Genomic DNA, 17,314 nt, shown 5'->3' on the forward strand with positions numbered 1-17,314 from the left:
CGGGATGTTTGCCTATCTGGTGCGGCGCCTGTTTCTGATGCTCGTGACCCTGTTCGGGATCTCGGTCGTCATCTTCTTCCTGCTGCGTATCGTTCCCGGGAATATCGTCGACATCCTGTTTGCCGCGGCCGGCTATGTCGATCCCGCCGACAAGGCCAATCTGGAGAAAGAGCTCGGCATCGACCAGCCACTGGTGGTGCAATATTGGCACTGGATCAGCGGTTTTCTGCGCGGCGATTTCGGCTACTCCTATGTCTCGGAGAAGCCGGCGCTTCAGGAAATCCTGCCACGGATTCCGATCACCGCACGGCTCGCCGGCCTGGCGCTGTTGTTCTCGGCGTCGATCGGCATTCCCCTGGGCGTGATCAGCGCGGTGAAACAGGGAACGAGGCTCGATTACGCGTTGCGTGTGGTGAGCCTGAGCGGATTGTCGCTGCCTTCGTTCTGGCTCGGCCTGCTCATCCTCACCGCCTCGGTGGCGATGTTCAACCAGATGCCGATCTTCAACCCGAATCCGGCGACATGGCTGGAAGCCTTCGCAACCTACGCCGTACCCGCCGCCGCCGTCGGCTTCCGCAGCGCGGCACTGACCATGCGGATCACGCGATCCTCGATGCTGGAGGTAATGCGGCAGGACTATATCCGCACCGCGCGTGCCAAGGGCGCATCGGACGCCGCCGTGAACTATCAGCATGCGCTCAAGAACGCGATTTTGCCCGTCATCACCGTGATCGGCATCGAGGCGGCGTTCCTGATCGGCGGCCTTATCGTGACGGAGACCGTGTTTAACATCCCCGGCGTCGCCCGCTTCCTGGTCGAGGCTATACGCTGGCGCGATTATCCGATCGTGCAGAACCTGGTGATGCTGATTGCCATCGTCGTGGTGAGCGCGAATTTCATCGTCGACATGCTCTACGCCGTGTTCGACCCGCGTATCCGGTACACGGATTAGGAGAGATTGTTGGCTGCGATCGACTATGACGTTGAACTGAGGCGCGCCGGGGCGCACGCGACCGTCGGCTGGCGCCGCGTGCTGTTTTTGGCGCAGCGGCATGTGCTGGGTGCGGCCGGGCTCGTCATCATGACCCTGTTCGTGTTCACCGCGATATTCGCCGACTTCATCGCGCGTTACGATCCGCTGACGATCGACGCCGCCAGGGCATTGGCGCGTCCAAGCCCGGCCCACTGGATGGGCACGGACGCATTCGGCCGCGATGTCTTCAGCCGCATCATTCATGGCGCGCGGATCTCGCTCGCCGTCGGCATCGGCTCGACGGCGCTCGGCGGCAGCATCGGAGTGATCGTCGGATTGACCTCCGGCTATCTCTCCGGCTGGGTCGATCTCGTATTCCAGCGTGTGTCCGACGTTCTCCAGGCGCTGCCGCTTCTGGTGCTCGCCCTGATCATGACCGCAGCGCTTGGGCCATCCTTGCCGAACGTCATCATTGCGATCGCCATTCCGCTGATCCCGACCGTCTCGCGCGTCATCCGCGCCAACACGCTGGCGCTGCGCGAGCTGCCATTCATCGAGGCCGCCAAGTCGATCGGCATGAGCGAGGTACGCATTGCGCTCCGCCACGTGCTGCCGAACACGCTGGCGCCGCTGATCGTGCTTGCGACCGCCCAGCTCGGCTCGACCATCCTCACCGAAGCCTCCCTCTCCTTCCTCGGCCTCGGCATTCCCGAGCCGTACCCGTCCTGGGGCCGCATGCTCTCTGAATCGGCCGCCGAATATGTCCGCACGGCGCCCTGGCTGGTGATCTTCCCGGGCATCGCCATCAGCCTCGCGGTGTTCGGCGCCAATCTGTTCGGCGACGCCTTGCGCGACATCCTCGATCCCCGGCAGCGCGGCTGATGGCTGATAAATCCGATCTCGTGCTCGAGGTGAAGAACCTGAAGACGGTGTTCTTCACCAACTCCGGTCTCTTCCAGGCCGTCGACGATGTTTCCTTCACGGTGAAGCGCGGCGAGACGCTGGCGATCGTCGGCGAATCCGGCTGCGGCAAGAGCGTCACTGCGCTGTCGCTGATGCGGCTGGTGCCGGATCCGCCCGGCCGCATCGTCGGCGGCTCCGTCACGCTCGAAGGCACCGATCTTCTGACGCTGGACGAAGCAGAGATGCGCGCCGTCAGGGGCAACCGCATCTCCATGATCTTCCAGGAGCCGATGACCTCGCTCAATCCGGTGATGCGGATCGGCGACCAGATCGTCGAGGCCGTGCGGCTGCACCGGAAGATGTCGAAGCGAGAGGCTCAGGATGTCGCAGTCGAGATGCTGCGCCTGGTGCGCATCCCCGAGCCGGCGCGGCGCGCGCGCGAATATCCGCACCAGCTCTCCGGCGGCATGCGCCAGCGCGCGATGATCGCGATGGCGCTGGCCTGCCGGCCGGCACTGCTGATCGCGGACGAGCCGACGACCGCACTCGACGTCACCATCCAGGCGCAGATCCTGGCGCTGATCCTGGACCTTCAGAAAGAACTCGGCACCGGCCTCGTGCTGATCACCCATGATCTCGGTGTCGTCGCGCAGACCGCGCAGCGCGTCATCGTGATGTATGCGGGACGGAAGGTCGAGGAAGCGAGCGTCGAGGCACTGTTCGCCGCGCCGAAACATCCCTATACGCGCGGATTGATGGCGTCGATCCCGACGGTGCCGGCGCCGGGCGTCGTCGCGCCGGCGCGACTGAACGAAATTCCCGGCACGGTCCCGTCGCTGGTGCGGCTGCCAAAGGGTTGCGCCTTCGCGCCGCGCTGCAAGCTCGCGATCAAGCGCTGCGAGGCCGAATATCCGCCGCTCATCGATTGGGGCGGCGGCCATCTCGCCGCCTGCTGGCGCGCGGCCGAGATTGCGGAGGTGGCATGACCGAGGCACTGCTCGAAGTCACCGATCTCAAGAAGCACTATCCGGTGCGCGCCGGCGTGTTGCGTCGGCAAATCGGCACGGTGCATGCGGTCGACGGCGTCTCGTTCTCGGTTGGGGTCGGCGAGACGCTGGGCCTCGTCGGCGAATCCGGCTGCGGCAAATCGACGGTGGCTCGCAGCGTGCTGCGGCTAGTGGAGCCGACCTCAGGCCAGATCCGGCTCGAGGGCGAAGACATCACCCATCTCTCCAAGTCCGCGCTGCGGCCGCACCGCCGTTCGATGCAGATCGTATTCCAGGATCCGTTCGCCTCGCTCAACCCGCGCATGACCGCAGGCGACATCGTCGGCGAGCCAGTGGCTGTGCATGGCCTTGCGACCGGCAAGGCACTGGAGGCGCGTACCGCAAAGCTGTTCGAGCAGGTCGGCTTGCGGCCCGACCAGATGCGCAATTTTCCGCACCAATTCTCCGGCGGCCAGCGCCAGCGCATCTGCATCGCCCGCGCGCTGGCGCTCGGGCCTCGCCTGATCGTCTGCGACGAGCCGGTCTCCGCGCTCGACGTCTCGATCCAGGCGCAGGTGATCAACCTCCTGATCGATCTGCAACGGCAGCACGGTTTCTCCTATCTTTTCATCGCGCACGACCTCGCCGTGGTCGCCCATATCAGCCACCGCGTCGCCGTGATGTATCTCGGTCGCATCGTCGAGATTGCAGACAAAGACGAGCTGTTCCGCAATCCGCGGCATCCCTACACACAGGCCCTGCTCGCCTCGGTGCCGGTCGCCAACCCGCTCGCCAAAAAGCTCGTGCCGCTGGTCGACGGCGACGTGCCAAGCCCGGTCAATCCGCCGCCGGGATGCGCGTTTCACACCCGCTGCCGGTTTGCGATGGAGCGATGCAGGATAGAGCGGCCGGTGTTGGTGGATGCCGGTGACGGGCACCGGGTGGCGTGCTTGCTCAACGAAGGGACGGGGCGACCAAATGCGATGCCGTAGGGTGGGCAAAGCGAAGCGTGCCCACCATTCAATCGCAATCGCCGCACGATGGTGGGCACGGCGCTGCGCGCCTTTGCCCACCCTACGATAGCTACACTTGCCGCTCTACCCAGCCCCGATCTCGGCGACAATCTTCCCCGTCGTCACCTGCTCGCCCTCGGCGACGTCGATCGCGGCGACGACGCCATCGATGCCGGCCTTGTGGACGTGCTCCATCTTCATCGCTTCCAACGTCAGCACCGGCTGACCGGCGGTGACGCGGTCGCCCGGCTTGACCAGGACGGCAACGACGCGGCCGTTCATGGCGGCACGGACCTTGCCGTCGCCGTTGCTCGCGGCCGCCTTCGGCGCGGCGAGCGTGAGATCGGCGGCAGCGACCGGGATCCCGCGGCGCTGGACGTACAGCCGGTCGCCGTCGCGAAGGAATTTCGCGCTGTCCGTCACGCCGTCATGGCGGAAGCGGATCACGTCGAAATCGAGCTGGTCGATCTCGAACTTGTCCTGCCGGCCGTCGCTGCCAACAATGTAGCTGCCATCGCGTTCGCGCCAGAGTTCGAGCTCATACCCATGGCCTGCGATCTCGATTTTCGCCGGTAGCGGGAACGTTGCCGCGAGGCTCCGTCCGCGGCGCCACGCCGGTGCCTGCGGGTTCGTGACGTAGAGCAGCAGGCCGGCCAAAGCGATATCGAATACGGCGTCCGCGCGCGGCGCCAGCAACTCGTCGCAGTGCGCGCCAATGAACGCCGTGGTCGCCTCGCCTTTGGCGAAGCCGGAATGACGCAGGCATGCCATCAGGAAGACCTGATTGGTGGTGACGCCGAAAGCGGTGAGCTGCTCCAGGCCGACGATCAGGCGCGCCCTCGCCTCCTCGCGTGTCGCGCCATGGCCGATGACCTTGGCGATCATGGAATCGTAGAACGGCGGAATCTCGGAGCCTGATTGCAGCGCGTGCTCGACGCGAATGCCGTCAGGCACCTGCCAGCGCGCCATGCGCCCGGACTGCGGCATGAAATCATGCGCGGCATCCTCGGAGCACAGCCGCACCTCGATGGCGTGGCCAGTGAAGTGAATGTCTTGCTGCTTGACCGACAACGGCTCGCCGCGCGCGACCCGCAGCTGCAATTCGACGAGATCGAGCCCGGTGATCGCCTCGGTCACGGGATGCTCGACCTGGAGGCGCGTATTCATTTCCATGAAATAGAATTCGCCGCTCGCGTCGAGCAGAAACTCCAGCGTGCCGGCGCCCTCGTAGCGCAGCGCCTTCACCGCGGCGACCGCGACCTCGCCCATCTTTCCGCGCAGTTCCGGCGTCACTGCGGGCGACGGTGCCTCCTCGATCAGCTTCTGGTGCCGCCGCTGCACTGAGCAGTCGCGCTCGCCAAGATGGATGGCATTGCCATGGCTGTCGCCGAACACCTGAATTTCGATGTGACGGGGATTCTGGATGGCGCGTTCGAGGATCATCGTCGGATCGCCAAACGCCGCCTTCGCCTCGGACCGCGCGCTCCGCAGTGCGTCGGGGAACGAATTGGCATCCGCCACGAGCCGCATCCCGCGCCCGCCGCCGCCGGCGACCGCCTTGATCATCACGGGGAAGCCGATCTTCTTGGCCTCCACGAGCATCACCTCGTCGCCCTGGTCTGCGCCCTGATAGCCGGGCACGACGGGGACGCCGGCCTTTTTCATGATCTCCTTGGCACCGGCCTTGTTACCCATCGCCTCGATCGCCTGCGGCGAGGGGCCGATGAAGACGAGCCCGGCATCCTTGCAGGCCTGCGCAAACTCCTCGTTCTCGGCGAGGAAGCCATAGCCGGGATGAACGGCATCCGCGCCGCTGGCCTTTGCGGCCGCAACGATCGCGGGAATGTTGAGATAGGACTGCGCCGGCAGCGGCTCGCCAATGCGTACGGCCTGATCGGCCTGTTGCACATGAACCGCATTGCTATCCGCATCCGAATAGGCCGCGACGACGCCGAGGCCGAGCCGCCGCGCGCTGCGCATCACCCGCAGCGCGATCTCGCCGCGATTGGCGATCAGGACCTTGAAGAACGGCCGGTGCTGCGTTGAACCGTTCCTCATGGGCGAGCCACCGAAAACTGCATGCGTTGGGGTGTGCGCGCGTCGCCCTCGCGGCAGATGGCGAGCACTTCCGACAGCACCGCGCGGGTGTCGCGCGGATCGATCACGCCGTCGTCGAGCACGCGCGCGCTGGTCGAGAACACGTCCATCTGGCCGTCGAACACGCCGATGATCTGCGCCTTCATCGCATTGAGCTTTTCTTTTTCGACCGGCTTGCCGCGGCGGGCTGCGGCGGCTTCGGTGACGATCGCCATGGTCTCGGCGGCCTGCTCACCGCCCATCACGGCGGTCTTGGCGTTGGGCCAGGAGAAGCAGAAGCGCGGATGGAAGCCGCGCCCGCACATGCCGTAATTGCCGGCGCCGAACGAAGCCCCGCAATAGATGGTGATCTGCGGCACCGTCGCCGACGTCACCGCCTGGATCATCTTGGAGCCGTGCTTGATCATGCCGGCTTCTTCGTAGGATTTGCCGACCATGTAGCCGGTGGTGTTGTTCAGATAGAGGAGTGGCGTGCGGGTCTGGCAGCAGGCCTGGATGAAATGCGTCGCCTTGTTGGCACCCGCCGGATCGAGCGGGCCGTTGTTGGTGACGATGCCGATCGCCTGGCCCTCGATGCGGGCATGGCCGCAGACGGTGGCCGGGCCGTAGTTCGGCGCCATCTCGGTAAAGTCGGAATCATCCACGATGCGCGCGATGACCTGCTTCATGTCCACGGAGCGCTTGTGGTCCATCGGCATGATGCCGAGCAGCTCGTCCGGGTCGTAGCGCGGCGGCTTGTATTGCGCGGCTCCCTTGTCCGGCCGCTCCCATTCCAGCGCCGCCATGATCTCGCGCGCGATGCGCAGGGCGTCGCGGTCGTCCTCGGCAAGATAATCGCCGAGACCGGAAACCTGCGTGTGCATCTCGGCGCCGCCAAGCTCCTCCTCGGTCGCAATCTCGCCGGTGGCGGCCTTTAGCAGCGGCGGCCCGGCGAGGAAGGCGCGGGTGCGGCCACGGACCATGACGATGTAATCCGACAGGCCGGTCTGATAGGCGCCGCCGGCGGTCGAAGAGCCATGCGTCACGGTGACGACGGGCAGCCCGGCCGCCGAAAGCCGCGCGAGGTTGCGAAAGATGTTGCCGCCACGGACAAAGTCTTCGACGCGGTAGCGCAGGAGATTGGCGCCTGCGCTCTCAACCAGCTGGACGTAGGGCAGCTTGTTCTCCAGCGCGAGCTCCTGCACCCGCAGCGTCTTGTCCAGGCCGTAAGGTTGAAGCGCGCCGGCATCGATGCCGGAATCGTTGGCGCTGACCATGCAGCGGATGCCCGAGACGAAGCCGATGCCGGCGATGACGCCGCCGCCGGGCACGCTTTTGTCCGGATCTGAGACGTCGAACATGTAGCCGGCGAGCGTGGACAGCTCGATGAAGGGCGCGCCAGGATCGAGCACCAGCGCGACGCGCTCGCGCGGCAACAGCTGGCCGCGCTTGTGGAAGCGATCCTTCGCCGCGGCCGACGCCGCACGCGTGCGCTCTTCCAGCGCGCGCATGCGGTCGATCAGGCCGAGCATGCCGTCGCGGTTGGCGCGATAGGCGGCACTGCCGGGGGAAATGGTGTTTTCGAGAATGGACATAACTCAATCCTGCTCGTCATTGCGAGGAGCGAAGCGACGAAGCAATCCAGACTGCATCCACGGAGAGATTCTGGATTGCTTCGCTTCGCTCACAATGACGGTTGAGGCGATAATTTACCTATTCGTCCCAAAAATCTTCCGCGCTTCCGCCGGGCTCGCGATCTCGCGGCCCGCACGGCGGGCGCAGGCGGCGATGGCTTCGATCAGCTGGCCGTTCGACGTCACCTTCTTGCCGTCGGCGAGATAGAAGGCATCTTCGAGACCGGTGCGCAGATGACCGCCGAGTTCGGCGCAGCGCTGGTGCAGCGGCCAGATCTCTTCGCGGCCGATCGCGGTGACCTGAAAATGCCCTTCGGGACGCTTCAGCTTGATCAGGATCGGCAACAGATCGGGATCCGACGGCATGCCGGAGGCGACGCCCATCACGAAATTATATTCGAGCGGGCCCTTGTACATGCCGACCTGGCGGTACATGCCGACACAGCGGACGATACCGACGTCAAAACATTCGAATTCGGGGATGGTGCCGACCGCGTTCATGACGTCGAGGTAATCCTTCACCTTCTCGACCGCATTGTCGAACATCATCGGCGGCCAGGCCCAGCTATTGTCGGCCTTCACCTTCAGATAGTTCAGCGACCCGGCATTGCAGGCGGCGATCTCCGGCCTGGTCTCGCGGATGCAATCCAGGGCACCGCTGTAGTTCGGCCCGGAGACGCCCGAGGTGTGGTTGATGATCACGCCGGGGCAGGCTTCGCGGATCGCCTGCTGGATCTCCTTGCTGACGCTGACCTCCCAGGACGGCAGTTGCCCCTTGTCCGGTGCCTGCTGGCGCAGATGGATGTGCATGATGGACGCGCCGGCATCGAACGCAGCCTTGGCCTCGCGCGCCATCTGCTCGGGCGTGACAGGCACGTTGTGCTGCTTCGGGTCGGTGAGCACGCCGTTCAGCGCGCAGGTGATGACAGCCTTGTCGCTCATGCCTTGAATGTCTCGCACGTTGATAGTTCAACGTTTGCGATCATGTGATGGGCGGCATGCGGCTTCTTGCGCGGAGAAGCTGGAAAACGAGATGCCGTAGGGTGGGTTAGCCGAAGGCGTAACCCACCTCTTAAGCTTCCTCGGAGGCAGAATTGGTGGATTACGCCTTCGGCTAATCCACCATACGAAGCGATCAACTCGCCTCCGCCAGCCTCACCGTCTCGGTGCTGCGATAAATCGCAAGATCCCGCGAGCCGACGAAGATCGCGCGCGGCTTCAGGCCGTAGAAGCGGCGGATCGAGTGGCTGAAATGGGTGGAATCGGGATAGCCGATGTCCTGCGCGAGATGGGCGAGGTTGAGGTCCTGGTTGGCGAAGTGCAGCAGGTGACGCGCACGCTTCCAGGCGCGGAAGGAGCGGAACGAGATACCCGTCTCTTCCTTGAACAGATGCAGGAAACGCGAAGCGGAGAGTCCGGCGTCCGCCGCACAAGTGTCCGCCGTCAAGGGCTCACCCGTGAAGCGGCCGATCCGGGCGACCGCGCGCGTCACACGGGGATCGAGCACGCGGCGCGGCAGCGCTTCGCCAAAACACATCTCGTCGAATTCGGCGGTGGTGATGTCGCCGTAGCGACGCTGGCGCAGCAGCGCGTAGGCGGCGAGGATCTTGCGGGCATAGACGGCCCTGTCGGGTCCGGTGAGCCGCTCGGCCAGGATCTCGATCACGCCATCGGGCATGCTCTCCGGCTCCAGCGTCACGCTGATCGCGGTGCGGTAGTCACTGGCAATGGAATGCCGCTGGTTCGGCAGGGTGACGAACAGCTCGCCGGTGGCGAGGGCATCGTCGATTGTCAGATGCAGACTGCCCTTCACCGCGACATAGACATGGCAGCAGCCGGGCGTTCGCTTGCGGGGGCGGCCGAGCAGGCCGGCATAGAACACCCGCTCCGGCGTGATCAGCATCAAATGGTCGGATTCGCGACCGGTATCTTCCATTGGGATCCTCCTCGCGCGGCTCTCTGGCCGCTGCGGACGGAGGTCACCTTAGCGGAAATCTGGGCGCTGTCACGGCGGGATAGCGCTATCATGAAGCGCAAAACAGCGGCAGTCCGGGAGCGTGGTGGACGACCCGGAACTCGTGCCAACATCGTCGTCCTGGACAAGCGCAGCGGAGCGGAGCGCCGATCCAGGACCCATTACCCCAGGGGAAAATTGCAGCGCGAGGGCGACAACCGCGAGTCGTCGCCAAACAAATCCTTGGGGTAATGGGTCCTGGCTTTCGCCAGGACGATAATTACGCCCTCACTCTTGCTGCCACGTTCTGCTCGACGCCGGCTTGTTGCTCCGCAGCAACCGCGCGCTTGAAGCCATCGCGTTGCTGCAAGCGCGCCCAATAGGCTGCGACATTTGGCCCAAAATCCTTGGCGAGCCCGATATTGTCCGCGAGGCGGAGCGCGTAGCCGATCACGATGTCGGCGGCAGTGAAGCGGCCCGCGCACAAGGCCTCGGTATTTGCGGTGGCTGCCTCGACCGCGCGCAGGCGGCCCAAGAACCACTTGGCATAGTCGCCGGCGACCTGCGGATTGCGGCGCTCTTCCGGCTCGAGCTGGGTGTATCGGAGCACCAGCGTCTGCGGGAAGGTTAACGTGGCGTCGCTGAAATACATCCAGTTCAGGAACGCGCCATAGGCGGGATCTTCGGGTCCGACCATCAGTGGCGTCGGTCCATGCCTGGTGCCGAGATAGTGGCAGATGCCGGAGGACTCGGTCATTTTCGTCTCGCCATCGACCATGAAGGGAATCGTGCCCAGCGGATTGAGCGCGAGGTATTCCTTAGCGAAGACCCGCGGCGGGAATGGCAGCATCTTCAATTCATAGGGCAGCCCCATCTCCTCCAGCATCCAGAGCGGACGGAACGAGCGCGCGGCGTCGCAATGATAGAGCGTGATCATCAGGAACTTCCTTTGCTGCCGGGCAGCGTGCCCATCATCTTGCACAGGACCATCAGCATGACCTCGTCGGCGCCACCGCCAATCGATGTCAGGCGACTATCGCGATAGGCGCGACTGACCGGCGTCTCGTTGGTAAAGCCCATTCCGCCCCAATATTGCAAGCAGGCGTCGGTGAGTTCGCGCCCGAGCCGGCCGGCCTTCAGCTTGGCCATGGTCGCCAGTTTCGTGACATCCTCGCCGGCGACCAGCTGCTCGGCGGCACGGTAAATCAGCGCGCGCAGCAGCTCGACCTCGGTCTGCATCTCCGCGAGCTTGAAGTGGACCACCTGGTTGTCGAGGATCGACTTCCCGAAGGCCTTGCGATTGCGGGTGTATTCGATGGTCTCGTTGATGATGTATTCGTGCGCCTTCAGGCAGGCCGCCGCACCCCAGAGCCGCTCCTCCTGGAATTGGATCATCTGGTAGGTAAAGCCCTTGCCCTCCTCGCCGATCCGGTTGCGCTTGGGCACGCGGACGTTGTCGAAGAAGATCTGCGCAGTGTCGGAGGAGCGCATGCCCAACTTGTCGAGCTTGCGCGCGACGGTGACGCCCTTGGTCTTCATGGGCACGCAGATCAGCGACTTGTTGCGGTGAACGGGTCCGTCGCCGGTATTGGCGAGCAGGCAGATCCAGTCGGCCTGGGTGCCGTTGGTAATCCACATCTTGCCGCCATCGATGACATAATCGTCGCCGTCCCCGCGCGCATTGGTCTTGATCGATGCGACATCGGAGCCTGCGCCGGGCTCGGAGACGCCGATACAGGCGACGTAATCGCCTGAGATCGAGGGGCTGAGAAACTCGCGCCGCACTTCATCGGAGCCGAACCGCGCCAGCGCCGGCGTCGCCATGTCGGTCTGCACTCCGATGGCCATCGGCACGCCGCCGCAATTGATGGCGCCGAGTTCTTCCGCCATCATCAGCGCATAGGAATAGTCGAGGCCGGAGCCGCCGAATTCGACCGGCTTGTTCAGCCCGAGAAAGCCGAGGCTGCCCATCTCCCTGAACAGCGCGTGCGCCGGGAAGATGTCGGCTTTTTCCCATTCATCGACATGAGGATTGATCTCGTTGGCGATGAATTTTTGCAAGGAACGGCGGATCTCGTCGTGGTCGGCGGTGAACAGCATTTCTTTCCCTTTGTCATTCCGGGACGCGCGAAGCGCGAACCCGGAATCCATTCTTCTGCGACATCTGCGGCTCGATGGATTCCGGGTTCGACGCTACGCGCCGCCCCGGAAAGACGGCGTCCTTCACAACCCCATCTGCCGCGACGCCAGATCCTTCATGATCTCTTCGGTGCCGCCGCCGATCGCGTTGACCTTGACCTCACGATAGATGCGCTCCGCCTTGATGCCGCGCATGAAGCCTGCGCCGCCAAAAATCTGCACGGCCTCCGAGGCGCAGAATGCCATGGTCTGGGTCGCCTGGTTCTTCATCATGCAGATTTCGGCGACCGGGCTGTCGCCCTGCTCCAGCCGCCAGGCCAGCATCTCAAGCATCGCTTGCGAAGCGGCGACCTTCTGCGCCATGTCGACGATCTTGTGGCGGATCACCTGGTGCTGCGCGAGCGGCTTGCCAAAGGTCTTGCGCTCCTTGGCGTAGGCGATCGCCTCGTCGAGGCAGACGCGCGCGAACGCGGTGCAGCCCGCCGCCATGCCCATGCGCTCGCTGTTGAAATTCCGCATGATGATCTTGAAGCCATGGCCTTCCTCGCCGATCAGGTTTTCCGCCGGTACGCGGCACTCGTCGAAATGCAGCGTCGCGGTGTCAGAGGCCCACCAACCCATCTTCTTCAGCTTTGTCCGCGACAGGCCGGGCGTATCCCCCTCGATCAGGAGCAGGCTGACGCCGCCGGCGCCCTCGCCGCCGGTGCGCACCGCAACGGTCAGATAGTCGGCACGCATACCCGAGGTGATGAAGGTTTTCTCGCCGCTCACGACGTAGTGATCGCCGTCGCGCCGCGCCTTGGTCCGGAGGCCCGCAACATCAGAGCCGCCGCCCGGCTCGGTGATCGCGAGGGCAGAGATTTTCTCCCCCGCGAGCACCTGAGGCAGCACGCGCGCCTTGACCTCGGGGCGCGCGGCCCGCGCGATCGGCGGCGAACCGATGGTATGGCTCATCAAGCTGGCGCTGATGCCGCCGGCGCCAGCCCGCGCCAGCTCCTGGCTGGCGAGGATCTTCATGAACTGGTCGGCGGCGATCCCACCATATTCCTCGGGGAAACCGAGTCCCAAGAGCCCGATCTCGGCCGCCTTGCGATAGAGCGCGCGCGGGAATTCGCCGGCCTCGTCCCACTCGTGGGCGAAGGGCGCAATCTCCTTGTCGACAAAGCGACGCATCACCTCGCGAAAGGCGTCATGCTCGACGGTATAGAACGGGCTCATCATCGCACTCTCGCCTCGCTGGCGGATTCGTCTCGTCCACCATGGCCGGAACCTTGGCGGCTCACTTGCGCGGAGTGGCTGGCCGGCGGCCGCTTCCGAGCAGCGCCCGCTCTAGCAACTCAACGCAAGACGATTTTCACCGCTCGCGCGCCAACTCCGGATCAAAAAAAGGCGTGGTGCACAAACTCCGGCTGGCCCCAGGGCCATGCCGGGCATGGTGCATGGCAATAGGGACGCGGGCGGCACCAAACCGCCGAGGGAGGAATTCTTGGCCGTTCGTTACTATGACTGGATCGCCCATTATGGCCGCCGCACGCCGAACAAGATCGCGGTGATCGACCTCGCGAGCGGGCGCCGCTTCAGCTATGCGCAGCTCGATGCGCGTATCTCTCGTCTCGCTTCATTTCTGCGCCATACGCTGAATGTCTCGCGCGGCGAGCGGGTCGCCGTGCTGGCGCTGAACGCGACCGATACGCTGGAGGTGCAATTCGCCTGCGGCCGGCTGGGCGCGATCTTCGTGCCGCTGAACACCCGGCTCACCGTTCCCGAACTCCAGTTCATCACCGCAGATTGCGCCCCGAAGGTGATGATCCACGACACCGATCTCGCCGAAACGGCGCTTGCCGTGGCAAGGCTCTGCGGCATTGAGACGAGCCTGCTGCTTGGCCCCGGCGGGACTTACGAGGCCGGCATCGCCGCCGCAAAGCCACTCGAGAAAATCGAGGAGGTGACCCTCGATGACGTCTCGACCATCATGTACACCTCCGGCACGACGGGTCATCCCAAGGGCGCCACCATCACCCATGGCATGACCTTCTGGAATTGCGTCAATCTCGGCGGCCCCGCCTGCATCGGGCCGTCCTCGGTGCTGCTCACCGTGCTGCCGCTGTTCCACACCGGCGGACTGAACTGCTACACCAACCCGGTGCTGCATGCCGGTGGCACCGTGATGATCATGCGCGCCTTCGATCCCGGCGCGGCGCTCGGTCTGATCAACGATCCCGCGCAGGGCATCAACGTGTTCTTCGGCGTGCCCGCGATCTACCAGTTTATGGCCCAGCATCCGGCCTTCGCGACTACCGACCTCGGCAGGCTCATCGTCGGCGGTGTCGGCGGTGCACCAATGCCGGTGCCGCTGCTCAAGGTGTGGGAGGCGCGCGGCGTCGCGCTCCAGCAGGGCTACGGCATGACCGAGACCTCGCCGGCGGTGCTGGTGCTCGACCGCGAGGATGCGGCGCGCAAGGCCGGGTCGGCCGGCAAGCCGGTGCTGCACACCGAAGTGCGGATCGTGCGGCCCGATGGCAGCGACGCCGATGTCGGCGAACACGGCGAACTCTGGGTCAAGGGACCGAACATCACGCCCGGCTACTGGAACAGGCCGGAGGCGAACAAAACGTCGTTCACCGACGGTTGGCTGCACACGGGAGACGCGACACGCGTCGACGAGGAAGGCTTTTACTACATCGTCGACCGCTGGAAGGACATGTACATCTCCGGGGGCGAGAACGTCTATCCGGCCGAAGTGGAGAACGTCCTGCACCAACTCAACGCCATCGCGGAAGCCGCCGTGATCGGCATTCCCGATGTGCAATGGGGCGAGGTCGGCCTCGCCATCGTCGCGGCCAAGCCCGGCCAGCGGTTGACCGAGGCCGATGTCTTCGCACACTGCGCGGCGAATCTCGCGCGGTTCAAATGTCCACGCCAGGTCCGCTTCGTCGACGCGTTACCTCGCAACGCCACCGGCAAGATCCACAAGCCGACCTTGCGCAAGGAATTCTCGGTCACTTCCGAAGTCGACAAGAAAGCCGCCAACGCCTGATGAAAGCGCTCCTCTCGCGGGCGCTTTTCTTTTGTGACATGCCTGCTCCACCCCAGAAGAAACCCCAGGGAATTTTAACGAATTTTCATGAAGGGCCGCTATTCTCTTCGGTGAGCGCGGGGGGTCCCGCGCTTTCGACCTCGATCATGTCGTGGCCGACCTCGATGCCCGCGACGGCCAGACCGAGACGACGAGAATCGCCGACGCCCCTGAACACAGGGCATGCCCAGGCCAGGGTGGCGATGCCTGACGGCGGCAGATCGAGTCTCAGCGTGTAGCCGTCATAACCGGTCGCGACCGCCTCGGGGGCGACGGGCGTGCCGTCGATATAGAATCGCGTGTCGATCGTATCCAGCGGCGCGCGAAGCGCGGGGCTTCGAACGCGAAGGATGGTGCGGCCAGGCATCCCCTTGATGCGCACGGCAGCCTCCGGTTCGCTCCAGCGGAAAGTGTAACCGGCGGAGAACTCCTCGGCATGGAATCCGATCTGCGCGATAACGTGGCCACCAAGAAAGCCGTCGACAGACCGCGCATCTCGCCCGAGACGATGAATGCAATCGAGTCTCTGATGCCGGATCAGCGCAGCGATGTATCGCCGCATCCATCGCGCGATCGCCTCGCTCGATCCGGCGGCCGTCAGAACGACCAGCACGGCCCGCGCGTGCCATGCCCCCAGCCGCGTGAAAGCGCGCGCGCCGAGATCGCCGAGCAGCGCCGGCACGGCCCAACGCCATAACGCCAGCAATTTCTCGCCAGACCGTCCTCGGCCGCCGCCAGCGAGGCTGTAGCGCAGGAGCGCGTTCAGTGCATTGCGGGCGAGCGACGTGCCGGCCTCACTCCGCGAGCTCCACTCGATCGGAACGTCGAGCAGCTCGCTGCCGGGATCGTTGCGGGCCTCGCTCAGATAGCGAATCTCGCCTTGCACGAAGTCGAGCGTGAATTGCTTCAGCTCGTCGATCTCGCCGACATAGTAGTGATGGAAGCGCGCCTCCTCGAGATAGCCTATGGAATGGCCTCTCGCGTGATAGGCGGCGGCAAGCACCCATTCGGCGAAATGACCGAGCTCTTCGCGCAGGCCGCCGCATTCCCAGTAGACGTCTCGCCGCGTCACGAAACACTGATCCAGCACCTTGCGCCAGGGATGCTGCTTCATACCGAACTCGATGTCGGCCTTGTACATGGCGGCCTCTGCCACGGATAACCGGTTATGGCAGATCGGGATCGAACGGCAGGAAAAGCCGGCCCAGTCGGGATGAGCATCGATCGCGCGAATGCAGAGTTCGATCACGTCGGGTTCGGGCCGGCAGTGCGATTCCGTGAAGAACAGATAGCTGCCGCGCGCCTTCGTCGCGCCAAATGCGCAGAGCCCGATGTCGTGTTCGGAATCGGTGAATTCGAGTCGAGCCCTGTTGCCGGCCAGCGTCTTCAACTGCTCGCGTGCCGTGAAATCCGGTGGCACGACCAAAATGATCTCGTAGAGCGATTTGTCGGCAGTCTGCGACGTCCAGCCGAGCCAGGACATCTCCCACTGCCCTCGGTGAGATTCGAGCGGGATAATGATTGAGAACAGCGGAGATTCGCCGTCATCGAGTGCGGGCGCGTCCTGCATGTCCCCTTATAGACGCATGCCGCGTCATTCCGGATAATTTCCTGCGGACTATACCGACAGAAACAGCGCGAACGATTCTTCCACCGTTCGGCGCAGGTGCTTTTGGTACAGTTCATGGTTGGCATCGCCGGGCGCGACCCGACCCAGCGAGGGCTTCGCGAAGTTTCGAAGCGGCACATAGGCGATCGGCGCTGCGATCGGCGTCAGCTGCGAGCCGGGGCCGGCGCGGAGCGTCGAGATGATCCCGTACATTTCGCCGGCGACCGTCGGCCGCGACACGGTGATTACGCGATGCTGGCCATGCTTGATGATGACGAGATAGATGAAGCCGGACTGATGCGGCACGGCGACCTCGCCGGTGTGTTCATAGGCGGCATCGGTCCGCTCCCCCTCGCGGAACACCAATGAGGAGACCTTCGGCTCCCAGACGATCTCGGTGCGGTAGGCGAAGATCGCGTCCTTGTCGCCGAACGACGGTCGCAACGTGATGTAGACGTCCTCGAGCCAGGTCACCGCGCGATGCGCATAGGAGCCGAGGCTGTCGGGCGCGACATCGTTTGCGGCCGGAGGCGTCACCACGGCGGCGCTTCTGCGCAGGGAGACGCCCAGCGCCTGCTCCAGCCGCACTGTGGTCGCCAGTGTGAACGGCCGTCGGCCACCGAGCACCTTCTCCAGCGTCGACAGGCTGAGCTTGGCCTGCTCGGCCAGCGCCTGCCGGGAGATCCGGCGCCTGGCGAGCTCCTCACGGATGGTCTCCGCAATCTCGCGGCTCTGCTCGTCCGAAAGCTGCTTGTCGGTGAATTTGTCCTGCGTCTGCATCGTGGCTCTGCTCCAGGACAGCATCCTAGCAGGGCGGACAAACCAGCACAAAACCGCACTTGGCCATCTCGGAGGCGGCCGGCCGGGCCGGCCGTGGCGGAACATTGCCGATCATTCTGCTCGCGAAACCGCGCCGTCCTGGCCGATGCTCAGAGCCAGCAAACATCCTCG

General features: G+C 64.6%; 14 protein-coding genes. 5 read left to right on the top strand and 9 right to left on the bottom strand.

Features of this window, described 5'->3' with window-relative positions; all coding sequences use genetic code 11:
- Positions 1–4: 4 nt before the first annotated feature.
- The 4 genes from BRA1253DRAFT_RS22210 to BRA1253DRAFT_RS22225 are packed head-to-tail and all read left to right on the top strand — an operon-like array spanning position 5 to position 3,854.
- Positions 5–952: an ABC transporter permease gene (locus tag BRA1253DRAFT_RS22210; RefSeq protein WP_007598040.1), complete on the top strand. Its 948-nt coding sequence runs from the start codon at positions 5–7 to the stop codon at positions 950–952.
- Between the two features lie 9 nt (positions 953–961).
- Positions 962–1,855: an ABC transporter permease gene (locus tag BRA1253DRAFT_RS22215; RefSeq protein ID WP_007598041.1), complete on the top strand. Its 894-nt coding sequence runs from the start codon at positions 962–964 to the stop codon at positions 1,853–1,855.
- Complete coding sequence (locus BRA1253DRAFT_RS22220; protein ID WP_007598042.1) at positions 1,855–2,862, top strand: ABC transporter ATP-binding protein; 1,008 nt, start codon at positions 1,855–1,857, stop codon at positions 2,860–2,862. The genes BRA1253DRAFT_RS22215 and BRA1253DRAFT_RS22220 overlap by 1 nt, the downstream gene beginning before the upstream one ends.
- On the top strand, positions 2,859–3,854 hold the full coding sequence (locus BRA1253DRAFT_RS22225) for an ABC transporter ATP-binding protein (protein WP_007598043.1): 996 nt from the start codon (positions 2,859–2,861) through the stop codon (positions 3,852–3,854). Before BRA1253DRAFT_RS22220 ends, BRA1253DRAFT_RS22225 begins: the two co-directional genes overlap by 4 nt.
- Before the next feature lie 105 nt (positions 3,855–3,959).
- Here the strand turns inward: BRA1253DRAFT_RS22225 and BRA1253DRAFT_RS22230 are convergent, their stop codons facing one another.
- The 7 genes from BRA1253DRAFT_RS22230 to BRA1253DRAFT_RS22260 all read right to left on the bottom strand — a co-directional run bounded on the left by BRA1253DRAFT_RS22230 (position 3,960) and on the right by BRA1253DRAFT_RS22260 (position 12,899).
- On the bottom strand, positions 3,960–5,933 hold the full coding sequence (locus BRA1253DRAFT_RS22230; RefSeq protein WP_007598044.1) for an acetyl-CoA carboxylase biotin carboxylase subunit: 1,974 nt from the start codon (positions 5,931–5,933) through the stop codon (positions 3,960–3,962).
- Positions 5,930–7,546 (bottom strand): acyl-CoA carboxylase subunit beta, encoded by a 1,617-nt coding sequence (locus BRA1253DRAFT_RS22235; RefSeq protein ID WP_007598045.1) that lies wholly within the window; start codon positions 7,544–7,546, stop codon positions 5,930–5,932. Before BRA1253DRAFT_RS22235 ends, BRA1253DRAFT_RS22230 begins: the two co-directional genes overlap by 4 nt.
- A 114-nt stretch (positions 7,547–7,660) precedes the next feature.
- The gene (locus tag BRA1253DRAFT_RS22240; protein ID WP_007598046.1) at positions 7,661–8,527 is read right to left on the bottom strand and encodes a 3-keto-5-aminohexanoate cleavage protein; all 867 of its coding nucleotides are present in this window, start codon (positions 8,525–8,527) and stop codon (positions 7,661–7,663) included.
- Between the two features lie 193 nt (positions 8,528–8,720).
- A complete protein-coding gene (locus BRA1253DRAFT_RS22245; RefSeq protein WP_007598047.1) occupies positions 8,721–9,521 on the bottom strand; it encodes an AraC family transcriptional regulator in 801 nt (266 codons plus the stop codon).
- A gap of 298 nt (positions 9,522–9,819) precedes the next feature.
- Positions 9,820–10,476 (bottom strand): glutathione S-transferase family protein, encoded by a 657-nt coding sequence (locus BRA1253DRAFT_RS22250; protein ID WP_007598049.1) that lies wholly within the window; start codon positions 10,474–10,476, stop codon positions 9,820–9,822.
- On the bottom strand, positions 10,476–11,639 hold the full coding sequence (locus BRA1253DRAFT_RS22255; protein WP_007598051.1) for an acyl-CoA dehydrogenase family protein: 1,164 nt from the start codon (positions 11,637–11,639) through the stop codon (positions 10,476–10,478). The genes BRA1253DRAFT_RS22250 and BRA1253DRAFT_RS22255 overlap by 1 nt, the downstream gene beginning before the upstream one ends.
- Positions 11,640–11,762: 123 nt before the next feature.
- The gene (locus tag BRA1253DRAFT_RS22260) at positions 11,763–12,899 is read right to left on the bottom strand and encodes an acyl-CoA dehydrogenase family protein (protein WP_007598053.1); all 1,137 of its coding nucleotides are present in this window, start codon (positions 12,897–12,899) and stop codon (positions 11,763–11,765) included.
- 265 nt (positions 12,900–13,164) lie between these two features.
- On the opposite strand from BRA1253DRAFT_RS22260, the gene BRA1253DRAFT_RS22265 reads away from it, so the two are divergent.
- Entirely contained in the window at positions 13,165–14,715 is a 1,551-nt protein-coding gene (locus BRA1253DRAFT_RS22265) for a long-chain fatty acid--CoA ligase (protein WP_035995350.1), read from the top strand.
- A gap of 85 nt (positions 14,716–14,800) precedes the next feature.
- Here the strand turns inward: BRA1253DRAFT_RS22265 and BRA1253DRAFT_RS22270 are convergent, their stop codons facing one another.
- Complete coding sequence (locus tag BRA1253DRAFT_RS22270; RefSeq protein ID WP_035993797.1) at positions 14,801–16,324, bottom strand: glycosyltransferase family 2 protein; 1,524 nt, start codon at positions 16,322–16,324, stop codon at positions 14,801–14,803.
- 48 nt (positions 16,325–16,372) lie between these two features.
- Positions 16,373–17,143, bottom strand: a complete 771-nt coding sequence (locus tag BRA1253DRAFT_RS22275) for a helix-turn-helix transcriptional regulator (protein ID WP_007598058.1) — start codon at positions 17,141–17,143, stop codon at positions 16,373–16,375.
- Positions 17,144–17,314: the final 171 nt, after the last annotated feature.

It is taken from the genome of Bradyrhizobium sp. WSM1253 (genome assembly GCF_000244935.1).
Lineage (GTDB): Bacteria > Pseudomonadota > Alphaproteobacteria > Rhizobiales > Xanthobacteraceae > Bradyrhizobium > Bradyrhizobium canariense.